This is a genomic window from Methanomicrobium antiquum, assembly GCF_029633915.1.
Taxonomy (GTDB): Archaea; Halobacteriota; Methanomicrobia; order Methanomicrobiales; family Methanomicrobiaceae; genus Methanomicrobium; species Methanomicrobium antiquum.
Genome location: NZ_CP091092.1, coordinates 2,065,982 through 2,091,513 on the forward strand (window position 1 = coordinate 2,065,982; position 25,532 = coordinate 2,091,513).

Below are 25,532 nucleotides of genomic sequence, written 5' to 3' on the forward strand. Positions count from 1 at the left end.
TTATGTTTCATAAACACTTTTAAAAAAAATATAACCTTTTTAAAAATTTTAACACTTTCAAAGATCTAATTTCTCCCTGAAACTTTTTTGCTGATGAATACAATAAGTCTGGATTATACCTTTGGTTATTAAAAATCAGACATTAAAGAGATTTTTAAGGATTTTAGGAAAGAAGAGGAGAAAAAGTATTATGCCGTCAGTTGTTTATTTTGCAGATTTTAAGGAGAAAAAACCATTTGAAAGCAAGGAGGATATAATCGAAAGACTCTTTGAAACCGCTGATATTGGAAGTGTTCTCTCAGACGGGGATTTGACTGCAGTCAAGGTTCATTTCGGCGAGAAAGGCTGTGATACCTATACAAATCCTGTATTTGTCAGAAAAATAACAGATAAAATAAAAGAAAATAAAGCAAATCCCTTTTTAACTGATACAAACACTCTTTATTCAGGTTCAAGATTCAACTCTGCAGATCATTTGAAAACTGCAATTGAACACGGATTTGGATTTTCAGTCACAAACGCACCGATAATTATCGGCGGAGGGCTAAGAGAGGATGTTTTTACAGATGTCACAATCAACAAAAAGCATTTCAAAACCGTCAAAATTGCTCCTGAAATTTGCGACTGCGACAGTATGGTTGTGATTTCCCACTTCAAAGGCCACGTTGTCGCAGGATTTGGAGGAGCAATCAAAAACCTTGGAATGGGCTGTGCAACAAAAGAGGGTAAACGCGACCAGCACAGGGTTTTACAACCGCAGATAGATATTTCTCTCTGCACCGGATGTGGAAGATGTGTAGAAATCTGCAGTTTTTCCGCACCGGAGATAACTGACGGAATCTCAGTTATTGATTCAGATAAATGTGCATCCTGCGGACAGTGTGTATCAGAATGTCCCGAAGGTGCGGTTTCGTTCTGCTGGGAAGAAGACATTGCACCCTTTACAGAAAGAATATCAGAATATGCACTTGGAGCTGTGCTTGGAAAAGAGAAAAAAACAGCATACATAAATTTCCTTGTCAACATAACACCACACTGTGACTGTGCATCATGGAGTGATGCACCAATTGTTCCTGATATAGGTATTCTTGCATCTTTTGATCCTGTTGCAATTGATACTGCATGCCGCGATCTTGTAAACATGCAGGCAGGAAACACAGGGACACATCTTCTCTGCAACCACAAACCAGGAGAGGACAAATTCAAAGGCACATGGGGTTATACCGATGCTGATAAACAGTTGTCCCATGGAGAAAAAATCGGTCTTGGAACTACTGATTACAGGCTGATTAAAATCTAAAATAACCTAAAAAACGTTCATCATAATTTTTTATGCAATCTTTTCATGTAAGTTACGAAGTAACATTTATAGCAAAGCCCCATGATGAGCGTTTTTCATCACACAAAAAGCCTGATAAGTTTATCCGGAATTTTGACTTTCATTGCAAAAGATAAAATTTAAAAAAAGCCGGATGACAGAGATAAAAAAGGTAAAAAAGGTAAAAAAGAATAATAACTGGGATAAAAACTTCAGACAAGTGATAAAATGACAGATGTTATAATACTAAATGCAAGTCCGAGAGAAAGCGGAAATACACATATTTTATGTAAGGAGTGTGCAGATGCAATTGAAAAAACAGGGCTTAGCACCCATATTATTTCATTTCGGGGCAAAAACATAAAATCCTGTATTGCCTGCAACTCCTGTAAGAAAAACACCGGCAGATGTGCAATTGATGATGACGGATTAAACGAAATTATAGATGAGATTAAAGACGCAAAAGGCCTTATTGTTGCATCTCCGGTCTATTTCGGAACAGCGAGAGGAGACCTTATGTCGGCAATACAAAGAATATCAATGGTCTCATACGGCGGTGACAGATTCCTCTCAAAGATGGTCGGAGGGCCTGTAGCGGTTGGAAGAAGAGGAGGTCATACTGCTACAATCCAGGAGCTTTTGATGTTTTATTTCATAAACGATATGATTGTCGCAGGTTCAGACTACTGGAATATCGCTTTTGGAAAGGCAAAAGGCGAAGTTTCAGAAGATGAGGAAGGACTCTCAACCGTCAGGAAGTTTGGCGAAAACGTAAGTTTAATCATTAATTCTCTTCAATAAAAACGTCCATGATAATTTTTTTCATGCACGATTTCATGTAAGTTACGAAGTAACTTTCATGTAAATATCATAATTTCTGAATCTTAAATCTTTTTTTTAGATGCAAACAGGCATTGAAAAAGCCAAATGCCGGGCATCTGAAGAGATTTAAAATAGATTTGAAGACGAAAAAAAGAAATTACAATAAATCTGAAAAAACTAAAAACAAAAGACTCATAAACCGTATTTGAGTTTATGGACCTTGTGATTGTGAAATAAAAACAATTTTGTGTGATTTTTTTTTAATGACCGCTGATGTCACCGAAACTTTTCAAAGTATTTTAAAAAAACGTTCATGAAACAAATTTTTCATGCAATGTTTAATGAAAATCATGATTTGATTTTCATGGTAACTTATAAAAACTTTAAAAAATGTTTTGGGTACAAATGACGAATTTTTCCTGAGAAATACACATTAATATAAAGAAAACACTCCCTTTTTGAGAAGATATCAAACGAAAAGAGAGATGATACACTTAAATTATAAATGGCTAAATTATGAGGATCTAAAAAAAGGCTTAAAAAGTAAACTAATTTAATTTGGGATAATAATCCCGAAATTTTTTTCCAGCTTTCAAAAATCAGTCTACTTCTCTCTGTCCCGATGAGCCGGGAATTTTAAATTCAGTTCTGCAGGCTGAATCTTTGAGATTCTCTGATGCTGAAGAAAAACTACAGTAGCATTCTTCTTTGTCTATGACCTCTGACAGGGGCATAGGCTTTAGAATGTGCCAGTCTTCACAATTGAAAGGATTTATCATCTTTTTTGTCCAACAGGAGTTAATCTCTAACACCTTATAAAGGTTTCTGCCAATGCAATCACTATCGGCACTTTGAAAAAATAAACATTTAAGCATAGCTCAGGCAAATTCCGACACTAAAGAATTTTTTATGAGATTTTTAAAATGTCTTTGTCAATCGGAAATCTTTTGACAGGAAGTAAATTTCCACCCCCCATACATCAAAAGAAGGTTATATTTTTAAAAAATAAAGCCATATTTTAGTTATTTCCAATATAAAGGGGCATTTAATGAGATTGTTGCGCGCATCAAAGAGATGTTTTTTTATATATTCTATATATACCACAGGGCACTGGCACTCACATTTTTTTAACAACACAAAAAAAATAAAAAACAAAGCTTTATACCTGGAAAAATTTACTCAAAAATGATAGAAGACCAAAAAGAGATAAAAGAAGGATTTTTAATAGCAAAACAGAGGATATATATTAAAGGCATTGAAAATTACAGGAAAACAGAGAACTTAAGGCATAAAAAATAGAGGAATTGTTCAGAAATGCGATATAACTGCCCAAAAGAGATTTCCGGTACAGGAATTTTTATTACTGCGATAATTCTCCTGCTTATTTTTGCTTCACAATCAGCATCTGCTGTATCGAATGATTCAGATGAATATGAAATACTCTACATAAACTCATATCATCAGGGACATGACTGGAGTGATAATATCGCCAAAGGCGTAACTGATTATTTCAAAGATGATAATGATGTAAAAATTTTTACCGAATACATGGATACAAAACAGTATCCGCAGGAATCTCATCTTGAAAATTTATACAGCCTTTATCTTGAAAAATATAAAAACAGACAATTTGATGCAATAATTACTTCAGATGATAATGCATTGTTTTTTGTTTTAAAACACCAAAAAAATCTTTTCCAGGACACTCCTGTAATTTTCTGCGGCGTAAATGAAGTCCCCGCGGATTTTCAGGAAAAATACCCAAAAGTTACCGGGATTTTAGAATCACTGCCGATAAAAGAGACAATTGATACTGCAATAAAAGTTAATCCAAAACCTCTAAAAGAGATATATATCATCACAGATACAACAGAAACCGGCCTTTCATACAGGATTTTAACTGATGATATTATTCAGAATTACCCGCAAGTCAGATTCACACAGATATATAACATAACAATGAATCAGCTTTCATATGATGTCAAAAACTTATCAAAAGACTCGGCAATCATATATATAGCATTCAACAGAGACAGCGAGGGCAATACTTTCACAAACAAAGAAGCTGTGAGGCTGATCTCCAAAAATTCAGATGTACCGATATATACAATGACTGATTATCTCCTCGATTCAGATGTTGCAGGAGGAATTGTTGTTTCATCATACGATCACGGATATCAGGCATCAGAAATTGCCCATGAAGTAATTAGAGGCAGGAATCCTTCAGATATTGCAATCGAAAAAGATTCAAAATACTACCCTGCATTTAACTATGAAACACTTAAGAAATTTAATTTTGACACATCAAAACTTCCAGAAAATAGTGTTATTGTAAATAAACCTGAAGAATCTGTTGAAATTCCAATAATTACCTACCTAATCATCCTTACAGCATTCGTTTTATTATTCCTGCTTTCAGTTCTTCTCGTCATATACAACAGAAGACTAAAGATTACCGGAGAATTACTGAAATCAAGCGAAGACAGACTTTCAATGGCAATTCTGGCCACAAAAGACGGCATATTGGACTGGAATTCAAAAGAAAATCAGATCTATTTAAACAAGGCAGGCCTTGAAATACTTGGCTATAAAGCAAAAGATACCATAGTCTCCCCTGAACGGTGGACAGAATCAATTCATCCTGATGATAAAAAAGGAGCAATGGAATTATTCAGGAGATTTAAAGAGAATCAGGGAAATTTCACAACAGAATACAGGGTAAAAACAAGAAAAGGCGACTATAAATGGATTCGTACAAGAGCAAAATCATTTGAAAGCACTGATGGTAAAACAACAAGAATTATAGGGACATTCACAGATATTAATGAGACAGTAAGATACAAAAACGCACTTCTGGAAGCAAACAAAAAATTAAGCATACTGTCATCTGTTACAAGGCATGACATCCTAAACCAGGCAACAGCACTTCTTGGCTACATCGAAATTATGAAAGATATGTTTGCCGACAATAAGGATATTTCATCTTTTATTCCCAAACTTACAAGATCTGTGGAAACTATCCAGCAACAGATAAACTTCTCAAAAGATTATGAAGAGATGGGAAACACTGAGCCAAAATGGCAGAATGTGTCAGACGTTGCAAAAAGAGCGGCTGTATCAGCAGGAGATGAAAAAATAAAAATATCAGTCGATACCGGAAATGTAGAGATTTTTGCCGATCATATGCTTCAAAAGGTCTTCTATAATCTCTTTGACAATACAAAAAGGCATGGAGAAGATGCCACACAGATTAATGTAACATTCAAAAAAACCATAAACAAAACAGGAATTATTATCGTTGAAGACAACGGGAAAGGAATAGAACCTTCCAAAAAAGAGTATGTTTTTGAGAAAGGGTTTGGCGGAAATTCAGGATATGGTCTGTTTCTGATAAAAAACATCCTTGAAATAACAGGAATAAAAATAAAGGAGACCGGAATTTATCAAAAAGGAGCAAAATTCGAGATAATAGTTCCTGAAAACCTCTGGTACATTCCTACAGACATTAATGATTTAGACATTAATGAATTTGTGAAATGACTTATGAGAAAATAAAAATTAAACCAAAAATAAGTATTGAAAAAAATGTGAATTAAAAAAATAAGAATTAAAAAAATAGGAATTAAAAAATATGAGTTCCCAAAATTATGAATTAATAAAAATATGAATTAATCAGGAATCGTAATCTCCTTTTCCTCACTTTCTTCAGGAACAGACCCGCCTCTCACATCAAAATAATTTTTTATCTGTTCATATCTGAGCCATTTCATATCAATATTAAAAAGTATATCAGACATCTCTGAAACTTCATTTATGATTGCCCTGTTCTCAGGAGAAGTCTTTTTTTCTGCAATTCTTCTAATCCTTGAAAGAGGCTGTTTTAAAAGTGCACATAGATCTGCTATTTCCTCTGCATTTTTGCTGTGAGCCTTAAAGTTTCGTGCAATTTTTTCATCCCTCTCATCCATCTCCTTCTCCCATGTAACATCATTTGAAACCACTGCAACATGTGTGATGGAATCTCCGTCAGATAGTGGAATTGTCTCAATTGTAAGATAACGTGTATTTTTATCAGTTTTATATGACCTCTCTTTTTTATATGCGGTTTTGGTCTTGAAAATCTCCTCATAATCCCACCGGCCGCCAAAAATATCCTGAGGCAAAATCTCATACACGGGATTATTTAGGTTTGTTAAATCAACTCCCAAAACTCCGCAGAGATCTGAAAACGCCTGATTATAAAGAACAATCTTCATATCAGAATCTGATAAAAATACAGGGTCGCCTATAGCGTCCAAGACAATCCTGTAATACCTCTCAAGAGTCTCCGGAGTACAATTGTCATCCAGGCTGTCAGGTATTAAAACAAAGAAGAACTCATCCGGATTAATCTTATTTCCCCTGACAAAACCTATATTTAAGGAAAGAGATATTATATCCCCGTTCTTTTTCTTAAGCAAAAGCCCGTCAACCCACGAGAGAAGATTTCGTTTCTCAAAATTATCCATCCTGACAGAGTCCATAAGTCCTATTATTTTTTCTCTGTCAAGCTCAAAAATTGTGAAAATATCAAAGCCCAGCGCATCACCGCGTGACCATCCTGTCAGGGATTCTGCTGATGGATTGATTCTTGTAATATTTCCGCGTGTATCAGTTGAGATTACAGCATCAGACACAAGTGTTAAAGTAGAGTCTATAATTTCGGCAGGCTCAACATTCTTCATAATCCTGTGCTTATGAAGCGTCATCTCAATATTGCTGTATAACTCGCGGTCGTTGAAGGGCTTTATGAGATATCCAAATGCATTTGTTTTAAGGGCTCTTTTAAGTGTAGCTTCATCAGAATGGGATGTAAGATAAATTACAGGGATATTGTAAAGAGTATATATCCGCTCTGCCGCTTCTATTCCATCCATATCGCCCTGAAGGACAATATCCATTAAAACAAGATCAGGAGTCTTATCCTTTGCCATCTCTATTGCTTCTAATCCTGATCTGGCCTCCCCTACCACAATATATCCAAGGTTTTCAAGAGTCTCCCTTATCTCCAGTGAAACAATTCCTTCATCTTCGACAATAAGGATCTTTTTATTAGTGGCCAAAAAATTCACCCTTCATTAATAGCGTATTATTTCTCACTCGGAAAAGTTATGATAATTTCTGTTCCGGCATTACTCTTAATTTCCATTTCTCCCCTTAGCTGTCTGACAAGAGATCGGACAATCTTTACTCCAAGAGTATTTGTCTTTTCGGGGTCATAATCCACAGGCATTCCTATCCCGTCATCTTTGTATGTGAATATGTACGGCGGTTTTTTTCCTGCAAAATTTATACTTATATGGCCTGATTCTTTATTTGGAAATGCATATTTTAAGGAATTTGTCAAAAGTTCGTTTGTAATAAGTGCACAGGGGACAATTGTATCGAGATCAAAATTTAAGTCCTTTTCTGCTGTTATATCAACACTGACTCTTCCCATAATTCCTGAATACTGCATCACAATGTCTTTTGAGAGGCTTTCTAAGTATTCTTTTATGTTAATTGTTGCAAAACTGTCTGATCTATACATCTTTTCATGCACAAGAGACATTGAATATACTCTGTTCTGGCAGTCTCTTAAGGTCTCAGATGCCTGTTCATCGCAGGTCCTGTTAAGCTGAAGCTTTAGTATGCTTACAATTATCTGGAGATTGTTTTTGACACGGTGATGAACCTCTTTTAAAAGCATCTCCTTCTCCTTTAAAGAGAGTTTTATCCTTTTTTCTGCGATAACATTATCAGTTATGTCCAAAAGGGCAATCATGTTCATCTCTGTCTCGCCCCATTCATCATAAAGAGTGTTTGAAAAAAAACGGCATGTATGTATGAATCCTTTTTCATCTTCAATGTGAACCAAAAAGGGCTTTTTTTGCGTCTCACCGCTTTTAATCTGGTGGATGTATTTCTCAATTTCAGGTCTGCTTTCTTCTGCAATAAAATCAAGCTCTTTGATATTTTTTCCTGCAAGAGAATCTTTTTCGTAGCCGAAAAGTTCATGGAAATTTTCGTTTACATCTGTAATTGCTCCTTTTCCATCAATTACAATAAAAGGTGCAGGAGAGGTCTCAAATAAAAGCCTGTATCTTTTTTCACTGTCATGTAGTGCAATGCTTAACAGTGTAATGATAAGAGCAATTCCAATCATTACAATTACATGTTCACCGGCGTTTAGAAGATTTACAGACTGTGGAGACAAAAAATATGAAAAGCACAGATACAAAATCATCACAGCAAAGGTGTATAAAAGCCCTTTTTTCTGATAGAGAAAAGTTGCAACAATTACCGGTATCAAAAACAAATTTGCAACAGAGTATGTAATCTCAAATACAAAAGCAATAAAATTAACAGCAAAGGCCATTATGGTCAGAATTAGAATTATAAAAATCCAGTGACTGCCCAGATTCATATATTTCTGAGAATTTTCCGCCATAAGCCGCCAGAAGATGTATTTAGAGTGTTAATATGGATAAACCTTTGCGGTCAGGAGGGTCAATACAATAAAATAAACATATATCACCACATTTTAGAAAAATATCCCATATTTTTAAAAGATAATGAAATAATTATCACCTTTGACTGAAAATGACCAAAGACTAAAAATGAAAACCATATTAGAAAATAAAATCTTTAATTAAAAATAGAATTGTATTAAATTGTTATCAGGTTTTTATCAAATTTTTATCAGGTTCTTATAAATAATTATCAAATTTAACCAAATTTAACCAAATATTTACCATTCAGGTATCCTGTATCAAAATTTTGATTACTTTTGCATCAAAGTATTGTATCAAAGTATTGTATCAAAATATTGCATCAAAATATTGCATCAAAATATTGCATCAAAATATTGCATCAAAAACTGATTTTGTTAATAAATTTTCAATTCTTTCTGCTGAATTTTGCCACATTGGGCGGATTAAGAACAGATAAAAGCTCATCTGCCGAAGATACAACAATCGATGACTCTTCAAGCATGAGATTTGTGCATTCCGATGCACCAACCCGGCGAAAATCTGTTCTTAAAGAGACAATCTTCTTCCCGCAGGCATATGCATAACCCATCTCCCATGAAGTGCCTGAATCCGCATCCGCACCATCTATTACCGAAACTACAATATCAGCCTCTTTTAATGCACGAAGATTTTCGTCAAATATTTTTCTGTTCTGCAATTCATCCCTCATAGGTTTATTATCGCCAATCTCCTGTGGAAGATGGACCAAAAACATATTTTTACGAAGAATTCCTGCAAGCTTTTCATTAAAATTTTGTTCTGCAGAAGAAAACAGAGGTGCCGCCAGATAAATTTTATACTTTGAAAACTCTGAAACATCGAATGCAGAGATATTGCTAAATTTCTCTAAAAATGCGCCTCTTTTGTTTTCCTTAACATCAGAATAATATGTTTTGTTAACACCGCATGATGGAGATGAATCAACTCCGACAATGCACAAAGGCTCGCCCTTCTCATCAATTAATTTTTTAACATCCTCAGAAAGCCTCTCAATAAGTTCTGCAAATTCCTTTGTATTCAGTTTCTCAAGAAAACTTCCAGGTTCTCTGTTCTTTCCAAGATATATTGTCTCAGGGCATGGAAGACAGACAATTTCAACTGAAAAATCCTCACAACGCCTGATGCAGGCCGAAAATTCCCTTATATCGGACTGCGTTGTGATTCCTCTTGCTCTAAGACGGGGGTCTTTTATGCACGGGCACATCAGTATAAACATTGATAGGATTTTGGTTACCACAATATAATGATGATACCGCTTCTGGCCTGGCGGGATAACAGCTGTAACCCGAAAGTCTGCTCTGTCAAAAAGCTTGAAAAATTCAGACTTGTCAAAATTTATCCCAGGGTCACCTCAATACCAAAAAATACTCTGATGCTTGACCCTACTGCACCTCAGGCGCTCTCGCCGGCGGATAAAATTTCACCATCTCTCACAGTCCTTGACTGCACATGGGAGACTTTAAACACCGGAATCATTGACGGATGGCACAAAAGACGGGCGCTCCCGTTTCTGGTTGCAGCAAATCCGGGTCATTTCGGAAGACCTTTTATGCTAAACTCAGTTGAAGCGTTTGCGGCGGCTCTCTATATTCTAGGCGAGGCTGAACAGGCAAAATTAATTCTTTCAAAGTTTAACTGGGGTCTTAGATTCCTTGAGGTGAATGCAAAACCATTAGAAGAGTACGCCGGTGCAAAAGACTCCTCTGAAATTCTTGAGATTCAGTCTTACTATTACTAATACCGGTCTGAAACCACTGATCTGAACGGCTGATATGGAAGTCGTGATCTGAATTAATTCTTTTAGAATTTTCGCGATAAAAAATAAAAATACAGGAGAATTGAGATGGATAAAATACCATACGAAAAAATCTGGAAAGAGATGATGCTTGAGGTTTTTGAAAACGATGAAAAGACCAACAACCGCATTAAATGGGAATCGGTTGAGCATGCACGTGAATATTGGGAAAGGACAAAAAGGGATAAAAAAAGACCTTTAAACCAGCTTGAATTGATTAATCCAAAAAAAGATGACAGAATATTAGACATAGGTTCAGGGCCCGGTACAATTGCAATCCCGGCTGCTAAAATATCAAAAGAGGTGCTTGCAGTAGAGCCGTCTATTGGGATGTGCACAGTTTTATTAGAACGGGCAAAAGAAGAGAATCTTTCAAACATAAGCGTCATTCAAAAGAAATGGGAGGATGTATCAGAAGAAGAACTGGGTGAGAATAAATTTGACATTGTTGTTGCATCATTTTCAATTTCAATCCCCGATATCGCTGAAGAAATTAAAAAGATGAATTCGGTCTGCAAAGGACGTGTTTTTATATTCTGGTTTGCAGGCAGTTTTTCATGGGATGATTTGGAATTTGAGGAATTTTGGAAGGGCATAAAATCAAAGGACTTCTATCCGGGACCAAAAGCAGATCTTCTCTACGCAATCTTATCAGATCTTAAAATATATCCGGATGTTTCAACATATTCCCTTAAGGTATCAGACTCTTTTGATTCAGTAGAAAAGGCATGCAAAAAAATCTGCCAGAGACATTCTGTGACTGATGAACTTGATAAAAAACAGGTCCTGGAATTTTTAAAATCAAAATACAAAGACAATTCAGAAAAAATTAAGATTACAGGAAGTTCAAACCGCGTCTGTATGTGGTGGAATGTCAAAACGAAAACAGGTCAAAACTAAAAAAAAGGTTTTTCATCTTTTATCACAGTATCTCATCATTTATCTCAAGTATTTCATCATTTATCTCAAGTATTTCATCATTTATCTCAAGTATTTCATCATTTATCTCATCGTCTTCGAACCAGATAAATTACGGCAAAAAGAAATATTACAATAATCCCTGTCAGGCATTTAGCCCCGTATCCGTCATTTTCAGACAAACCTGAAAAAACTGCGCTTTCTGCACCCTGCCTTCTTTCCCAATCATAATCAAAGACTTTTTTGTAATATTTTGAAACATTCCCGCCGGAGAGAATAACTCCTGCCTCACGGTTATATGAAGGCGAATTTTCATTCCAGTTGACAGAGCTTATAAGAACAGATTCGCCGTCAGTAATTACTGCCTTGTTGTGAATCTTCTCAATTCCAAGGCGGTTTAAATCAGCAAGGCCTGCTTCAAGCGGCAGATTTTCTGATTTTGCAACCGAATTTATATATTCAGCCATTTCATCGTTGTCCAGGTCACCTTCTGTATTAAACCAGTACGAATCAAGAAGAATCCTGACATTGGCACCACGCCTTGCCGCGTCAATTGCGGCCTCAAGATAGGGATTTTTCCCTGTTGACCAGTTTTTGATGTATGCCTGTTCTATATCAACAGAATACTTCGCATTCGAAATCATATCCTCAATCAGATAACTTGTGTCAGGAGAGATAACAGGAGTTAAAAAAACGCCCGTAAAAACCTCAGGCTTAAATTCCGGAGAAAAAGATTTCAAAGACTCCTCATCCGGACTTAGACTTCCTCTTTTGGGAGTGAAAGCCCCGACCCATCCGCCATTTATGTCCTCTTCGAAGACAGATTTGAAATACTCCGAAGTCTGTTTGTCATTCACATAAACGCCATACCCGCGGTTTCCGGTTTTTCCTTGCGGCGGAAATCCGGTTAAACCAAAATTTTCGCTTGCTAAAAGGATATTTTCATCATCGGTTATCATGTATTTTGCATGATTATATCTGTAGGGTGTATGAAAAGGCCCGATTTCGGTCTCAACTGAATATACAGACGCTCCTGCACCTGTGATTTCTGACACTGCATAATTCTCATCAGAAGATATTCCTCCAACAGGCCCTCCTTCTAAAAGAACAGTAAGTTTTACCCCGCTTTTTGATTTTCCTTTCAGAATTTCGGCGATATAGGGGCTTGTAAATTCATAGACATTAAGTTTTATATCTGATTTTGCATCCAAAACGGCATCCTTTAAGACTTCATATGAACAGTCAGGCGATACAAAGGCAGTGAGTGTCACATCCTCAAAAGTCTCCGGTGAAAATTCCGACTGCCCAATAAAATACGGACGGGCATCCCAGATGCCGTCTTTTAAAAAATGAACTCTTCCTTCTCCTTTTGAGACATCCCCAGGCCAGGAGACAGTCTGAATGACTTTGCTGTTTTTGTAAAGCGTCAGTTCATCGCCGCTGTTTCCCATCTGAAGATTTCCGGTTCTTATTGCATCAGGAATTGCCGGACTTGTGTCATACATCTCATAATCAGGAGGTTTTTTGTGAATCTTTTCATACGCTTCTCCCTCGCGGGCTACAACAACTAAGCCCGAACAATACGAATTTTCAGGAAACCTTACACTTCCTTCACCGTCTGATACCATTATGCCATTTAAGCTTCCAGTTCCGGAAAGAACAAAAAATTCATCACCCTCACCTTTTAGCCAGGTATCAGGACAAAATGATGTAATCAAAAATGCCTGCGAAGAGCAGACTAAAATAAAAATTAAGAAAACAGACAAAACTGCTTTAAAAAAAATTCTGCCGGTCTTCATTTAGAAGTTATTATGACTTTTTAAGTATTATATCTGGCGAAGTGAATGAAAACAAAAAAAAGCGGTTGAAAAAAATTAACTCTTCAGAAAAAGAGACCTCTGAAGAGAAATTACTCCGTTTAAATGATAAAATCCTTGTTGTAAAAATTGGCGGAAGTCTGCTGGACGAAATAGAGGGAATTTTAAATATCCTGAAAAAAACAAGAAGAAAAATTCTGATAGTTCCGGGAGGAGGAATCTTTGCAGACTCTGTAAGAGAGATAGATCCAGACCCTGACGCTGCCCACTGGATGGCAATTCTTGCAATGGAGCAGTTTGGATATTACATATCATCATTTGGTGTTTTTACAACAGATAATCTTAGAGCATACGATTTTAACGCGGATTTAAATGTTCTTTTACCATACAAAATTTTGAAAGAGACTGACTCTCTTCCCCATTCATGGGATGTAACATCAGACTCAATTGCCGCGTGGGTTGCTGACAGATTATCATCAGATCTATTAATTCTTAAATCAGTAGACGGTATCACAAACAACTCAAAACTATTAGAAGAGATAACAGATATTTGCGCAGATTTCTCATGCGAAGAGGTTGACTCATTTTTGATTAAGTTCCTTCTTGAGAAAAGAATAAACACATGGATTTTAAATGCCAGAAAACCGGAGATTCTGGTTGATTTTTTAAGTGGGAAGAATTTTTCAGGAACTCACATCCATGGAAGTTTTTAAGTGCGAATACGCCGAATTTATAAGATAATTTTAGGAGAAAAGAATATGCAGACAGAAAAATGCACATCGTGCAAAGCACCTCTTTCAGAGCCGGGATGGACAAAATTCGCCTGCCCAAAGTGCGGCGAGCCAATCTACAGATGCCACAGATGCAGACACCAGAGCATTCCTTATACATGCCAGAAATGCGGATATGAGGGGCCATAAGAATGGGTGACGTAGCAATTATTGTAAAGGTCATGCCGGAATCTCCGGATGTTGACTTAGAGGAGTTAAAAGCGGCAATCAAGGAGAAGTATCCCGGAACACAGGATATGCAGGCAGAACCAATAGGATTTGGATTATCTGCACTAAAGGTTGCAATTGTAATACCGGACGGCGAGGCAGGCGCATCAGAAGAGGCAGAACAGATTCTTGCATCTATAAAAGGCGTCCAGAGTGCTGAGATTGTATCTCTTACACTTACATAAATTTTTTTTTACGAATTGTAATTTTTTGATGAATTTGCCTTAACAGATAATTGTTAATGCAGATTTAAAAAATTTTCAAAGACAGATATTGGAATTTCAGATTCCAAATATTTTTTTCACTTCAAAATTTAAACATTACTTAAAAAAAAATCTCACTTAAATTTTAACCTTTATTTAAAAATTTGCAAAAATCAAAATTTGTAAAAATCAAAGTCGGTTTTTTTCACAGCATATAATTAATACTGATTCAGGAGTCTATAAAAGCAAATAATCACAGTCAGAAGTTACATGCAGTAAGTTATGTATTTCAGCTTTCAAGCTCTTCTATTACTTCGGCTGTTACAATTCGGATTTTTTCAACAGATTCCTGAAATTTTTTAACCTCATCCTCAGAGATTCTTATCGGCACCGGAAATGCTCCCATACGGTTAAGCCTTGCAGGGACGCCTATGCAGACATTTCCAATATCATGAACCTCGCTTTTAATGTAGGCTGAAACTGTCAATATTCTGTTTTCATTGCCAAGAACAGTTTTTACAAGCGAAGCAATCGCCGCACCCGGACCGTAAACAGTGGCTCCGCTCTTTGCGATTATATGTGAGCCTGCTGTTTTTACCCAGTGAACCATCTCTTCTTTTGGAAGGCTTGCAAATGCCGGAAGATTACTTATCTGAATTCCTCCGATTGTTGTTGCCGACCACAAAGGCACCATACTGTTTCCGTGTTCACCGATAATACGGGTGTGAACCTCACTTACATGAACCTGAAAATGATTTGCAACAAATGATTTAAGCCTCATAGAGTCAAGGTGTGTTCCAAGACCAAAAACACGGTTCTGTGGAAATCCTGAATATTTCAATGCTACTGCAGTCATTATGTCAACAGGATTTGATACGACAAAAATAATGCTTTCAGGAGCGTTTTTGGAGATCATCTCAGCATACATTCTGATAAGATCTGCATTCTTCTTTGCCAAATCGAGTCTGTCCTGACCATTGCACCTCGGAATTCCGGCTGTTATTATTACAATATCAGAATCCTTAAGTTCCTTTGGATCAACACTCCAGAATAGCTTTAAATTTCTCCCAAGGGCCGCAAATGAATCGATAAAATCCCATTTCGTGCCCTCAAGCACATCTTCATTTCCTTCTCTTCCAAAAAGAATTATCTTTGTCACAAAAGGAATCTGCGACACTGAGTACGCAGCAAACTGACCTACTCTGCCTGAAGCACCGATAATGGTTACTTTTGCCATTAACCCCACCAAAAAAACAGGGACACGTAAGAAGGTGGGAATTACGTGCCTGAACTTTATGCATTTCCCCTTCTCCACCCTGCAACCCCTGTGGGCACCAGACGCTTACGGTAAGTCTGCTCCCTTCCGGGCCTGAACCGGTCCCCGCAATAAAAGGTATCAATTCCCTCCGGAATCTCAATTGCTCTACGCTGATCTCACAGGACAAGGCTTCGCAGTCGGGGAAGATGCACTCAGGACAGGTCGCCAAAGCCGCTCTTCAAACTTCGTCCCCCGCATAACGGCGGTTTCAGGTAACAGGTGACGCCTAACCACCCGGACTAGTCCCCAATATAAATGGGGACTCATGGAATAAAAGCATCACCACCTGTCTTTGCCTTCCAGCTGACAACCGCATCTTTTAGTTTGTCAGGGTCATTTTTGCCAAATAAATCCAGAGCTGTAAGCGTGCCTTCCCATAATGGCGGAGAGCCGAGCTGATTTAGCATATTGTAATCTCCCAAATAAACATCAAATGAGGTGAACGGGCCGCTGAAATGACAGGCACAAACAGGCTTTTTTACGCCGGATTTCTCTTTTAGTTCATCAAATGAAAGATAAAACTCACATTTTTCAATGTCAAGAACCCTTCTGTTTGAATAGAGATTCATTCCTGTCCAGTATGCCGCCGGATACCACAGATCATTGAATATAACGTTGTTTATCCCAAAAAGCGCTGAAGAAATCCCAAGCGTTCCCGCGCCCGAACATGCATCAATAAATGTGTGGGGGAGGTATCTTCGCACATTTTCGCCAACGGAATTTATCTTTGGATAAAAACCACGCGGAAATTCAATATGCATCATCGACTGATTTTTATATATCACAAAAGGAACTCTTCCTGCATGAAAGATATCGCATCTGACGTCACATCCGGCAAGAAGGGTGTTTGTATGACTTATTAATTCAGAATCGGGATTTTTTTCAGGTTTTAATTTATTACGGGAAAAATCATTTTTTGAGTTGGTATTTAAGCCCGGAATTACCAGTTTGTCTTTTATTACACCTTTAACTTCCAAAACTTCATCTACGATTCTCTTCGCTGATTGGGAAGAAGCATACGGAGTGATTAGTATAAGACTTCTTTTTGGCAGAAAAGGCGGATTTCTCATCGCAAATCCGGGTGTTACAAGAGGAATCCCTGTTTTTGAAAGTGGAAGAGTGTCTTTTATGTCATTATTTTCTTTTAAAATATTGTAACAGTGCGCTATTACATCATTTATAAACCTCTTTTTACAGTCAGGGCATGGTTCTTTAATCTCTGACGGTGGTGGTTTGTGTGTTTCCAAAATCCCGGTTTTGCATGAAGGGCATTTTTGAAAAACAGTATCTATGGATGATATAACAACTTCTGCGTCCTTTATGCAGTCAAAACTCTCGCAGATCGGACACACTGCCGCATCTGTTCTGTTAAAACTATCAGGCATTAAAAAAATATAATGATATTATTTATCTTATTTCTTTTTGCCCGAATTATCTAAATATTTTTATTGATTTTAGTATTTTCTAATATTTTTATTGGTTTTTAGTATTTTCTAATATCTTTATTGATTGTAGTATTGTCTAATATTTTTGATTTCCAAGGTTTTTCCCGGATTTTACTGGATGTTTGAAAGCCTTCCTATTACATCCTCTATTCCGCAGTGCTTCATCTCCATAAGAGATGCTACGACTGCGTCTGAAAAAATCATTGCTGAAGTCTCAAACAGCGTCCCCAATGGTGCAAGCGGAAGCGAGAGTGATTTGTATCCGCCGGTAAGCTGTCTCACTTCAAACGTATTTGGCCATTCGGTATCGTTTGGCGGTTTTGAGGGAAGAACAATTTTGCAGTCGGCAATATCAGAAATCCTGGATTTTTCACGCGATGTTATCAGGCATATAAATCCGCCGAGTGATTTTGCAGTCTCTGCAATATCTACAACAGAATTTGTCTCACCCGACCCTGAAAAAAGAATAACAAGATCTCCTTTTTCCATCGCAGGAGTTACTGTCTCTCCAACAACATAGCTGTCAAGACCAAGATGCATAAGACGCATTGCAAAAGCACGGCCGATAAGCCCTGAGCGGCCCGCTCCTGCAACATATATTGTCCTGTCCTTTACAAGCTCCGATAGAAACTCTTCTGTTTTTTCATCAGACATCTTATCTATCAAAGAGGCGACTTCCTCTATCATCAGCCGCATGCTGTCTTTAACATGAGGAATTTCACACCCGCACATAAGTAAAAATTTTATTGCAGGTAGTACTTGAATTATCGTCTTTTTAAAAATACAAAAAAGCAGGACATATAAACTTCCATTTTTTAAATAAAACACACAATCTTCTTTTTTTAAATCAAATACAGCAGTAAAAAAATATTTCGTCTTCAAAAGGCCGGCTTTTATAATTCCTTTTCACTTTCACTCCGCGCACGGCATTATTGTTTATATACGAAAGATTAATTCAGAGATAAGAGGTGCAGTAATGATAAAGGCAGGCTATATCCAGAGATCAGGTTATCCGGCTTTCGACTATGAGGGCAACAGACACCAAATCCTCGAGATCTGCATTTCAAAGAATACATATGCGGTTTTGGTCCGCGATCTCAGAAGGATTTTGTACACCGGCGATGCCGGATTTGTCTGGAGAATAAAACAGAACTGGGGCAGACACTTAACCGTCAAAACAGGTGAAATGTCACTATCACGATCAAAAAAGGCAGTAAATCTGACACTTGAGAATGGAAAGAGATACACTATTTCAACAGGTGCTATCAAAAACATACTTTCCGGCCACAGCACATACTCATCTGTTGCAGAGATAGAATCAAAACCGGCAAAGGTTCTTACATCATACCAAAGTCCCATCTCACCATGGGTTGCGGTGTAAAATAATAATTCAAATAATATTTGAATAATAATTTGAATGTCAATCTTAGTAATGATTTAAATGATAATTTAAAGAGCGTTGATGAAATAAAATGAAATGATCTGGATTTTATTTGGATTTTAGATCAAATTCAAATTGAATTTGCATGAAAGTTACTTTATAACTTACATGAAACTGATATGAAACTTTTTTTCATGAAACAAAATTTCATGGACGTTTTTAGTGAATGCTAAATCCTCAAAAGTCCAAATTAATATATCTGAAATGAATGAATCACCGGTCTTTTGGGATGAGCACTACAGGCTGTGCAAAAATATCTGGGCAGGAAGTGTCAGCCTTCCGAAATACCCTTCCGGGACAAAAGTTCTTGAGGCCGGATGCGGGAATGGAAAAACACTTGCTTCGATGAAAGAGACCGGCTGGGATATTACAGCTTTTGATTTCTCAAAAGAAGCCGCCCTTCTTTCAAGGAAAAATTCTCCGGGTTTTTTCAATGCTGACATTTTTGTATCCGATGCATCATATCTTCCATTTAAGGATGAAGTGTTTGATTTGGTCTTTGCCCGGCATATAACAGGTCATTCCAAAAAGAAAAAAAGGGATTTTATCGCCGGTGAACTAATCAGGGTTCTAAAATCAGGCGGAGAACTGCATTTTGTTGAATTTGAAATTTCAGATATGCGAAACAAAAAAGAAACTTTCGTGGAAGATAATACTTTTTTGAATAAAAACGGCATTATAACTCATTTTTTTTCCGAAGATGAAGTAAGAAACCTCCTTTCAAAGGTAAATGAAAAATTCATACAGACTGAAAAATGGCCTCTTAAAATAAAGGGAAAAGATTACCAAAGGGCTGAAATTAACGCTGTTTTTGAGAAATAATATCTAAAAAAACCCGGATAATATCCAGTAACAGATTGAGGCCATTACTTTCAGGATATTACATGAAAGTTACTTCGTAACTTACATGAAACAGTTAGCATGAAAAAAATTATCATGGACGTTTTTTATCAAGATAAAGCTTTACAGCGCAAACACCGCTCTTTCGAAATGCGCGTGAAACACCTGCGGGCCCAAGCTTTATACCGCCAAAAAGCCTTGATACAATAATTGCATGGGTTAAAAGGCCGTTGTTTTCAAGAACTGAATAAAGCACTCTTCCGGGATGACCAACTTCTCCGTCATTTTTGGATTCAGAAAAAACTCTTCCTTCTTTGTCTTCATATTTCATTGCAGAACAGTGATGTGCCGCCTTTTTGTATAATTTCTGATGCCTTACTAAAAGTTCAAAAAATTCATCCGGAGAGTCAATAAGATAGAGATGTGCATAAAACCGGGATTTTTTCTCTTCATACTTTACTGCTGACAACTCCTGCATTAAAGAGATTTATTAAATTAACAATAAAGATACTTTTTTGTTTCATATGCCAGGCTTGAATTAGTCATTTCTTTTTGGCATTTGTTTCACAAAAACGTTCATGATATTATTTTCATGCAAACAATTTCATGTAAGATTTCATGTAAGTTATGAAGTAATTTTCATTTAGAAATTTAAAAAAAAGCAATTTTTACAGGTCCGGTTCAAAATCTTTTTATCCGTACCGGCCCAAATATAATTGCACAACCTTTGTGCATGGCCGGATTTAATGAATACTTTTGATCAAATGCCCCCCATTGAGTCATTTGTATTCTAATTCCGGCACACTAAAAATTAAGGGCCTGTAGCTTAGTGGTGGAGCGCCCGGCTCATAACCGGGCGGTCATGCGTTCGAATCGCATCAGGCCCATCACATTTCTTTTTATCGCATTTTTCATTTTTATAGGGTGCTTTTATCTGAATTATCTGTCTGATTTATCTGCAAGATCACCGCGGCCAAGCATCTTAACAGCCTTTCCTGCCGCCATTCTTACATCTGCATCCAAATCATTAAGAAGAGGAATTACATCATCGACAAAATCCCAATAACTCATAAGACCTATTGCCTCTGCGGCAGATGCGCGTATTTTTGGGTTTGAATCGGAAAGCAACGGAAGAATGTGTCCAATACACTCCTTATCACCAATAGCGCCAAGTGCTTTTGCCGCCCCGCGTCTTACCCACTTATCATCGCACTTAAGAAGTGAAATTAAAGGAATAACTGTTCTTTTGTCCTTAAATACAGAGATTGAATTTACAGCAACATACAATACTCCGGAATCTGTTTCATTCTCAATACATTCGATTAAATAAGGAACGGCACGGGGGTCGCCATAGTTTCCAAGCGCTTCTGCGGCCCTCACACGGTATGAAATTCCAATATCCTTTAGCTGTTTTATGTATATCCAGAAGTTTTCCTCTTCCCTTCGCACTCTTTCGGCGCGAAGCCTTTCTGATTTTTTTTCATATTCCGAACTCATCAGGATAAATCCAGATAGAACATGAAACTTCTTAAATTTAGTGCAAAAATCATTTAAATAATAAATAATCCCTCCTGTAAAAAAAAGAGTCCAGGCTTTTTTTTATGTTTACCATGAAAATCAAATTATGATTTTCATTAAAAAGTCCATGAAAAATTTGTTTCATGAACGTTTTTTTAAATACCTCTCTAACACTTATCGCTTATAAGGACAAATATTATTGAGCAATAAAAAGAGGCATATTCTAAACTATGAATCATGATGATATCTGCGGCACACCCGTCATACAGGCAAAAGTAAGAGCGGGAATGACCGTAAACGAACTTATCGAAGAATTTGGCAAATCACGTGCATACAATGCAGGATCACTATGGCGTGCGGCAAACATTTATGAAAATATGCTCCGGGACGAAGATACAGTAAAATTCTTTGGACTCTCCGGTGCAATGGTTCCCGGAGGAATGGGTGGAATTGTATCTGATCTGATAGATAAAGGCCATATAGACATTCTGGTCTCAACAGGGGCAAACTTAACACATGATACAATAGAGGCAATAGGATGTAGGCATTATCATGGAACAGAGATCTGCGATGATGTTCTTCTCCGTGAAGAAGAGATCAACAGAATATATGATGTATATCTTCCAAGCGATGCATTTGTCAAATTCGAAGAGTTCCTCCAGGACACTTTCGGAAAACTTGAAAAAGGAAAAAAATACTCAATTCAGGAATTAACACGTTTAATTGGTGATAATCTAAACACAGGAATACTTGCAACAGCGGCTGAGAAGAACATTCCGGTCTACTGCCCTGCAATTCAGGATTCAATGATAGGTCTTCAGTACTGGCTTTTTAACCAGACAGGCGGTGTTACAATTGATGCCTTTGCCGATATGAACAAACTTCTTGATGCCTGCTTTGAGGCAAAAAAGGCAGGCGCAATGCTCATCGGCGGAGGAGTTCCCAAAAATTATATCTTCCAGAGCATGCTTATGACACCTAAAGGCTTTGACTATGCAGTCCAGCTTACCGGAGACAGACCTGACCTTGGAGGACTGTCCGGTGCGACACTTGATGAGGCAAAATCATGGGGAAAAATTACAGAAGAGGCAACCTCACAGACAGTCTATGGAGACGCTTCTATAAACATGCCTTTGCTTGTTGCCGCAGTTCTAGAGAGGCTTGAAAAATAAAATGACCGAACTTATACTTGCACTTGATGTGCTGACACGGGAAGAGGCGCTTGAAATTGCAGAAGAGACATATCCTTATCTTGATGCAATAAAGCTTGGATACCCGCTTGTTTTAGGAGCAGGGCTTTCTGTTGCAAGAGAACTTTCACAGTTTGATCTGCCGCTTATCGCAGATTTTAAAGTCGCAGACATTCCTAACACAAACCGGCTTATTGCAGAGCATGTCTTTGAATCCGGTTTTTCAGCAATAATTGCACATGGATTTGCCGGAAGTGATTCACTAAAGGCTATTGTTGAGGCCACGGAAAACGCCGGCGGAGAATGCTATGTCGTAGCCGAGATGAGCCATCCGGGCGCACTTGAATTCCTCTCCGGCGAAACTGCAGAAAAAATAGCGCAAATGGCAGTTGACTGCGGAACAGACGGCATTATTGCTCCTGCAACAAGACCTGAGCGTGTGAAAGCGCTTAGAAGCATTATCAAAGATAAAAAAATTCTCTCACCAGGTGTTGGCGCACAGGGCGGAGATGCAAGGGAAATTGCACCATTAATTGACGGAATGATAGTGGGACGCTCAATATATAACTCTGAAAATCCTGCAAAGGAAGCTGAAAAATTTGCTTTCGTTCGCCGATGATGAGATGACCCGTTCTGAAATAAGCCGGTATTATTTCCAGTATTACTTAACGTAAGTACAGGCATACAGGCAGTGATGAACCCTATGAGTCGCCTGAGGCGATATTAAATCAATACAAAATTATTCAGAATAATTCTAAATTATTCAAACTATCCAAAATTTCAAACAAGTCAAAAAAATAAAAATTAAAACCAAAAAAATAAAAATTAAAACCAAAAAAATAAAAATTGAAAATAAAAATTAAAACCGTAAAAAAAGAAAAATTTTCAGATTTTGAAATTCTTTTAAACCTAAATTTGTTTTCTCAATTTAGAAAGTGGAGATTTTTGGATTTCTTAATTTTGATTCCTTTAATTTTGCTTTGCTGGCTTATTTTGTCGCTTCCCTGAATTATCAGACTTTTTGAACTGAATTTTTTTCCAATATATTCCAACAATATTTATTTAACCAATTGAATAAGTGACTTTTTAATCGGTTTTACCTGTGTTTTTTCTAACTGTTTTAATTAATTATTTAGAATCAAATCAGTAAAAATCCATTGAACTGCCTCTTTCCATCGTCATTTTATATTTTTTAACGAGAGCATAGCCAAAATCATCCTCTTTTCCTTTAGGAGGATTTAAACCTGCTTTTTCAATTTCAAAGAGAAGTTCATCTTTCAGCCCGTCACGGGAGGATATGCCCTTTTTGTATACTGCATAAAAAATCATATCCATTTTTGGAATATCTATTTTTTCTCCGTCAAACATAATGCCTGACATATCCTCATCGAAATCTGCAGAAGAAGATTTTTTTGCCATTATAAATTAGATTTCCATGCAAAAGATAAAAGAGTGATGGATAAAATCGTTCGTGAAACTTCGATTTCATCTGCGAGTATTTCTACCGCCAACAAAACCTTTAATTTCTATGCAGAAGATTTTAATGCATGATATGGACTGAAGAGCAACTCAAAACCGCCAAAAAATACAAATCACTTGAGGAGATTCCAGTCGAGGAGAGGCGTTACAAGTGCCACACCTGCCACCATGTGGTCACAGATACTCCATGCCCCTGTTGCGGCGAGACAAATCTTGAGATTATGTGTCCGCTTGATCACTGCAACTGCCAGCACTCAATTATTGAAAAGATTGAGTACTGCCCGTTATGCGGCCAGCCCGTCTGCCCGGAGTGCGGCTCACATGATGTTTCACAGGTCTCAAGAGTGACAGGCTACCTGGCCGATGTTGCCGGATGGAACCAGGGCAAACAGCAGGAATTAAAAGATCGTGCACATTACAACGTCGCATGAGATATTTTATTTCAGACAATACTCTTTTTATAAGAGGCTCTTTTAAAGCCGCCAGCACAGGTATAAAAGGCGGAATTTCAGATATAGAGACAGTTATTAACCATACTGTGCCCAGGAATTTTAGTCATGACAATCCATACGTCTGCCTGCGCGAAATAATTCAAAATAAAGGATATAGTGATAATTTTTTTGGAATGCTCACCGCCGTTCCGATAAAAAACCTGTGCGTTTTTTCATATGATTATATCACAGTCTTCATCACAGCCGGAGTCTCAAATCCAAATCCAAAAGGGCCAAACACAATAAATATAATTATCCATTCAAGAGAGCCTTTATCAGACGGTGCTCTTTTAGAGATGATAATCACCGCAACCGAGGCCAAGGCAGATGCACTGTTTTCTATGGGCTATGATTTTGCCGGAACAACTACTGATGAGGTTGTTGTTCTCTATGACAGATATAATGTAAATAATGAAAATGATGAAAAATCTCTCAAAAGCGAAATTGAGGCAGAACCGGATAAATCAACGAATTTTATTCATGAATATGCAGGAACTTATACCGATTGCGGAAAAAAAGTTTATACATGCGTCAAAATGGGTATTCCTGAGGCAATAAAAAGACATGAAGAGATAATTCATGCAAAAGAACCGTCATTTTTTGTATTCAGCACAAGAGGCGGATTTAAGATGACACTCTGGCAGAAGGAGAACTGTGAATATTATCCCTGCCACTTTAACGGGCAAAGATGTTTACTCTGCTTTTGCCCCTTTTACCCCTGCAAAGACGAATCGCTTGGAGAATGGTTCATCTCATCTGAAAAAAAGGCAAAGATATGGTCTTGCAAAAGATGTTTCCTGAATCATTATCCGGAGATAGTAGAGATTTACCTTAAAAACCCGGATATTTCACTAGAATCACTAAAAGTTAAAGCACGGGAATTAAACCTTAAATTAACTGAATCTTAAACTAACAGAATGTGTGATATCTAATCCGAAATACAGCATAGAAAATAAAAAAATAAATTAGATTTTTGATTTTAAGCTTAATTTTTTGCTTTTTTACTGCTTTAATAATGTTTTTTTCTACTTTCAGTATTACTGTTCAATTCCAAGTGCGTCTAAGAGTTCTTCAAGAGGAATCCCGTGACCTGCGGCGGCCTGTCTGATTGACTCTCCTGAAGCAAGTGCACATCCAACACATCCCATGCCAAAGCGCATCAATATCTCTGCCGCTTTTGGATTTTCCTGAAGCAATTCTGTTAAAGGACTGTCTGCTGTTAATACCATAGTTATCTATGTTGGCATTTAATGTACTTAAAAAATTCTAAAAAAACATGCATCAGGAAACTTCCTCATGTATAAATATATATATCAGACTTCTATTTGCTATTATTATAGAAATTCCAGAAAGATTTGGTTGTTTTTGTATGAGAAAAAACGCTAATC

At 37.2% G+C, this 25,532-nt stretch carries 26 protein-coding genes, 1 tRNA gene and 1 other RNA gene; 15 read left to right on the plus strand and 13 right to left on the minus strand.

Annotation, left to right across the window (positions count from 1 at the left end; all coding sequences use genetic code 11):
- Positions 1-190: 190 nt before the first annotated feature.
- Positions 191-1,300 (plus strand): DUF362 domain-containing protein, encoded by a 1,110-nt coding sequence (locus tag L1994_RS10140; protein ID WP_278099324.1) that lies wholly within the window; start codon positions 191-193, stop codon positions 1,298-1,300.
- A 246-nt stretch (positions 1,301-1,546) separates the two neighbouring features.
- The gene (locus L1994_RS10145; protein ID WP_278099325.1) at positions 1,547-2,119 is read left to right on the plus strand and encodes a flavodoxin family protein; all 573 of its coding nucleotides are present in this window, start codon (positions 1,547-1,549) and stop codon (positions 2,117-2,119) included.
- A 620-nt stretch (positions 2,120-2,739) separates the two neighbouring features.
- Here L1994_RS10145 and L1994_RS10150 read toward each other — a convergent pair.
- Positions 2,740-2,919, minus strand: coding sequence for a hypothetical protein (locus L1994_RS10150; protein WP_278099326.1), 180 nt, complete (start codon positions 2,917-2,919; stop codon positions 2,740-2,742).
- 535 nt (positions 2,920-3,454) lie between these two features.
- On the opposite strand from L1994_RS10150, the gene L1994_RS10155 reads away from it, so the two are divergent.
- Positions 3,455-5,680, plus strand: a complete 2,226-nt coding sequence (locus L1994_RS10155; protein WP_278099327.1) for an ABC transporter substrate binding protein — start codon at positions 3,455-3,457, stop codon at positions 5,678-5,680.
- A gap of 128 nt (positions 5,681-5,808) precedes the next feature.
- Here L1994_RS10155 and L1994_RS10160 read toward each other — a convergent pair whose 3' ends face one another.
- The 3 genes from L1994_RS10160 to L1994_RS10170 all read right to left on the minus strand — a co-directional run bounded on the left by L1994_RS10160 (position 5,809) and on the right by L1994_RS10170 (position 9,907).
- Entirely contained in the window at positions 5,809-7,242 is a 1,434-nt protein-coding gene (locus tag L1994_RS10160) for a response regulator (RefSeq protein WP_278099328.1), read from the minus strand.
- A 26-nt stretch (positions 7,243-7,268) separates the two neighbouring features.
- Positions 7,269-8,609 (minus strand): histidine kinase dimerization/phosphoacceptor domain -containing protein, encoded by a 1,341-nt coding sequence (locus L1994_RS10165; RefSeq protein WP_278099329.1) that lies wholly within the window; start codon positions 8,607-8,609, stop codon positions 7,269-7,271.
- Positions 8,610-9,058: 449 nt separating this feature from the next.
- Positions 9,059-9,907 (minus strand): nucleoside 2-deoxyribosyltransferase, encoded by an 849-nt coding sequence (locus L1994_RS10170; RefSeq protein WP_278099330.1) that lies wholly within the window; start codon positions 9,905-9,907, stop codon positions 9,059-9,061.
- Between the two features lie 30 nt (positions 9,908-9,937).
- On the opposite strand from L1994_RS10170, the gene L1994_RS10175 reads away from it, so the two are divergent.
- Both L1994_RS10175 and L1994_RS10180 read left to right on the plus strand, forming a co-directional pair.
- The gene (locus L1994_RS10175; protein ID WP_278100843.1) at positions 9,938-10,429 is read left to right on the plus strand and encodes a DUF367 family protein; all 492 of its coding nucleotides are present in this window, start codon (positions 9,938-9,940) and stop codon (positions 10,427-10,429) included.
- A 105-nt stretch (positions 10,430-10,534) separates the two neighbouring features.
- Positions 10,535-11,386 (plus strand): class I SAM-dependent methyltransferase, encoded by an 852-nt coding sequence (locus L1994_RS10180; protein WP_278099331.1) that lies wholly within the window; start codon positions 10,535-10,537, stop codon positions 11,384-11,386.
- 107 nt (positions 11,387-11,493) lie between these two features.
- On the opposite strand, the gene L1994_RS10185 is transcribed toward L1994_RS10180, so the two are convergent.
- Positions 11,494-13,203: a phospholipase D-like domain-containing protein gene (locus tag L1994_RS10185; protein WP_278099332.1), complete on the minus strand. Its 1,710-nt coding sequence runs from the start codon at positions 13,201-13,203 to the stop codon at positions 11,494-11,496.
- Between the two features lie 41 nt (positions 13,204-13,244).
- On the opposite strand from L1994_RS10185, the gene L1994_RS10190 reads away from it, so the two are divergent.
- The 3 genes from L1994_RS10190 to L1994_RS10200 are packed head-to-tail and all read left to right on the plus strand — an operon-like array spanning position 13,245 to position 14,404.
- Positions 13,245-13,934, plus strand: a complete 690-nt coding sequence (locus L1994_RS10190) for an amino acid kinase family protein (RefSeq protein ID WP_278099333.1) — start codon at positions 13,245-13,247, stop codon at positions 13,932-13,934.
- 45 nt (positions 13,935-13,979) lie between these two features.
- On the plus strand, positions 13,980-14,141 hold the full coding sequence (locus tag L1994_RS10195; protein WP_278099334.1) for a zinc finger domain-containing protein: 162 nt from the start codon (positions 13,980-13,982) through the stop codon (positions 14,139-14,141).
- 2 nt (positions 14,142-14,143) lie between these two features.
- Positions 14,144-14,404 carry an elongation factor 1-beta gene (locus L1994_RS10200; protein WP_278099335.1) on the plus strand — a complete coding sequence of 87 codons (261 nt, stop codon included), beginning with the start codon at positions 14,144-14,146 and terminating at the stop codon, positions 14,402-14,404.
- Between the two features lie 307 nt (positions 14,405-14,711).
- On the opposite strand, the gene L1994_RS10205 is transcribed toward L1994_RS10200, so the two are convergent.
- From L1994_RS10205 to hxlB, 4 genes are all read right to left on the minus strand, one after another.
- Positions 14,712-15,659 (minus strand): malate dehydrogenase, encoded by a 948-nt coding sequence (locus tag L1994_RS10205; protein ID WP_278099336.1) that lies wholly within the window; start codon positions 15,657-15,659, stop codon positions 14,712-14,714.
- Between the two features lie 16 nt (positions 15,660-15,675).
- Positions 15,676-15,990: signal recognition particle sRNA (ffs, locus tag L1994_RS10210), an RNA gene on the minus strand.
- 13 nt (positions 15,991-16,003) lie between these two features.
- Positions 16,004-17,125: a hypothetical protein gene (locus L1994_RS10215; RefSeq protein WP_278099337.1), complete on the minus strand. Its 1,122-nt coding sequence runs from the start codon at positions 17,123-17,125 to the stop codon at positions 16,004-16,006.
- A 171-nt stretch (positions 17,126-17,296) separates the two neighbouring features.
- On the minus strand, positions 17,297-17,917 hold the full coding sequence (gene hxlB, locus L1994_RS10220; protein ID WP_278099338.1) for a 6-phospho-3-hexuloisomerase: 621 nt from the start codon (positions 17,915-17,917) through the stop codon (positions 17,297-17,299).
- A gap of 244 nt (positions 17,918-18,161) precedes the next feature.
- Here hxlB and L1994_RS10225 point away from each other — a divergent pair, with 244 nt between their 5' ends.
- Positions 18,162-18,566 (plus strand): hypothetical protein, encoded by a 405-nt coding sequence (locus L1994_RS10225; protein WP_278099339.1) that lies wholly within the window; start codon positions 18,162-18,164, stop codon positions 18,564-18,566.
- Between the two features lie 264 nt (positions 18,567-18,830).
- The gene (locus L1994_RS10230) at positions 18,831-19,448 is read left to right on the plus strand and encodes a class I SAM-dependent methyltransferase (protein WP_278099340.1); all 618 of its coding nucleotides are present in this window, start codon (positions 18,831-18,833) and stop codon (positions 19,446-19,448) included.
- 112 nt (positions 19,449-19,560) lie between these two features.
- On the opposite strand, the gene L1994_RS10235 is transcribed toward L1994_RS10230, so the two are convergent.
- Positions 19,561-19,944, minus strand: coding sequence for a YigZ family protein (locus tag L1994_RS10235; protein ID WP_278099341.1), 384 nt, complete (start codon positions 19,942-19,944; stop codon positions 19,561-19,563).
- Positions 19,945-20,281: 337 nt separating this feature from the next.
- Here L1994_RS10235 and L1994_RS10240 point away from each other — a divergent pair.
- Positions 20,282-20,353, plus strand: a tRNA-Ile gene (locus L1994_RS10240).
- 52 nt (positions 20,354-20,405) lie between these two features.
- Here L1994_RS10240 and L1994_RS10245 read toward each other — a convergent pair.
- Positions 20,406-20,963 (minus strand): HEAT repeat domain-containing protein, encoded by a 558-nt coding sequence (locus L1994_RS10245; protein WP_278099342.1) that lies wholly within the window; start codon positions 20,961-20,963, stop codon positions 20,406-20,408.
- Between the two features lie 251 nt (positions 20,964-21,214).
- Between L1994_RS10245 and L1994_RS10250 the strand changes: the two genes are divergently transcribed.
- Together L1994_RS10250 and pyrF are read left to right on the plus strand one after the other, a co-directional pair.
- Complete coding sequence (locus L1994_RS10250; protein ID WP_278099343.1) at positions 21,215-22,156, plus strand: deoxyhypusine synthase; 942 nt, start codon at positions 21,215-21,217, stop codon at positions 22,154-22,156.
- Between the two features lies 1 nt (position 22,157).
- Positions 22,158-22,793, plus strand: a complete 636-nt coding sequence (gene pyrF, locus L1994_RS10255; RefSeq protein WP_278099344.1) for an orotidine-5'-phosphate decarboxylase — start codon at positions 22,158-22,160, stop codon at positions 22,791-22,793.
- Between the two features lie 524 nt (positions 22,794-23,317).
- On the opposite strand, the gene L1994_RS10260 is transcribed toward pyrF, so the two are convergent.
- The gene (locus L1994_RS10260) at positions 23,318-23,593 is read right to left on the minus strand and encodes a hypothetical protein (RefSeq protein WP_278099345.1); all 276 of its coding nucleotides are present in this window, start codon (positions 23,591-23,593) and stop codon (positions 23,318-23,320) included.
- A gap of 128 nt (positions 23,594-23,721) precedes the next feature.
- On the opposite strand from L1994_RS10260, the gene nrdD reads away from it, so the two are divergent.
- Together nrdD and L1994_RS10270 are read left to right on the plus strand one after the other, a co-directional pair.
- Positions 23,722-24,084, plus strand: coding sequence for an anaerobic ribonucleoside-triphosphate reductase (nrdD, locus tag L1994_RS10265; RefSeq protein WP_278099346.1), 363 nt, complete (start codon positions 23,722-23,724; stop codon positions 24,082-24,084).
- Positions 24,081-25,052 carry an adenosylcobinamide amidohydrolase gene (locus tag L1994_RS10270; RefSeq protein ID WP_278099347.1) on the plus strand — a complete coding sequence of 324 codons (972 nt, stop codon included), beginning with the start codon at positions 24,081-24,083 and terminating at the stop codon, positions 25,050-25,052. Before nrdD ends, L1994_RS10270 begins: the two co-directional genes overlap by 4 nt.
- A gap of 129 nt (positions 25,053-25,181) precedes the next feature.
- Here the strand turns inward: L1994_RS10270 and L1994_RS10275 are convergent, their stop codons facing one another.
- Complete coding sequence (locus L1994_RS10275) at positions 25,182-25,373, minus strand: DUF1858 domain-containing protein (protein ID WP_278099348.1); 192 nt, start codon at positions 25,371-25,373, stop codon at positions 25,182-25,184.
- Positions 25,374-25,532 lie beyond the last annotated feature (159 nt).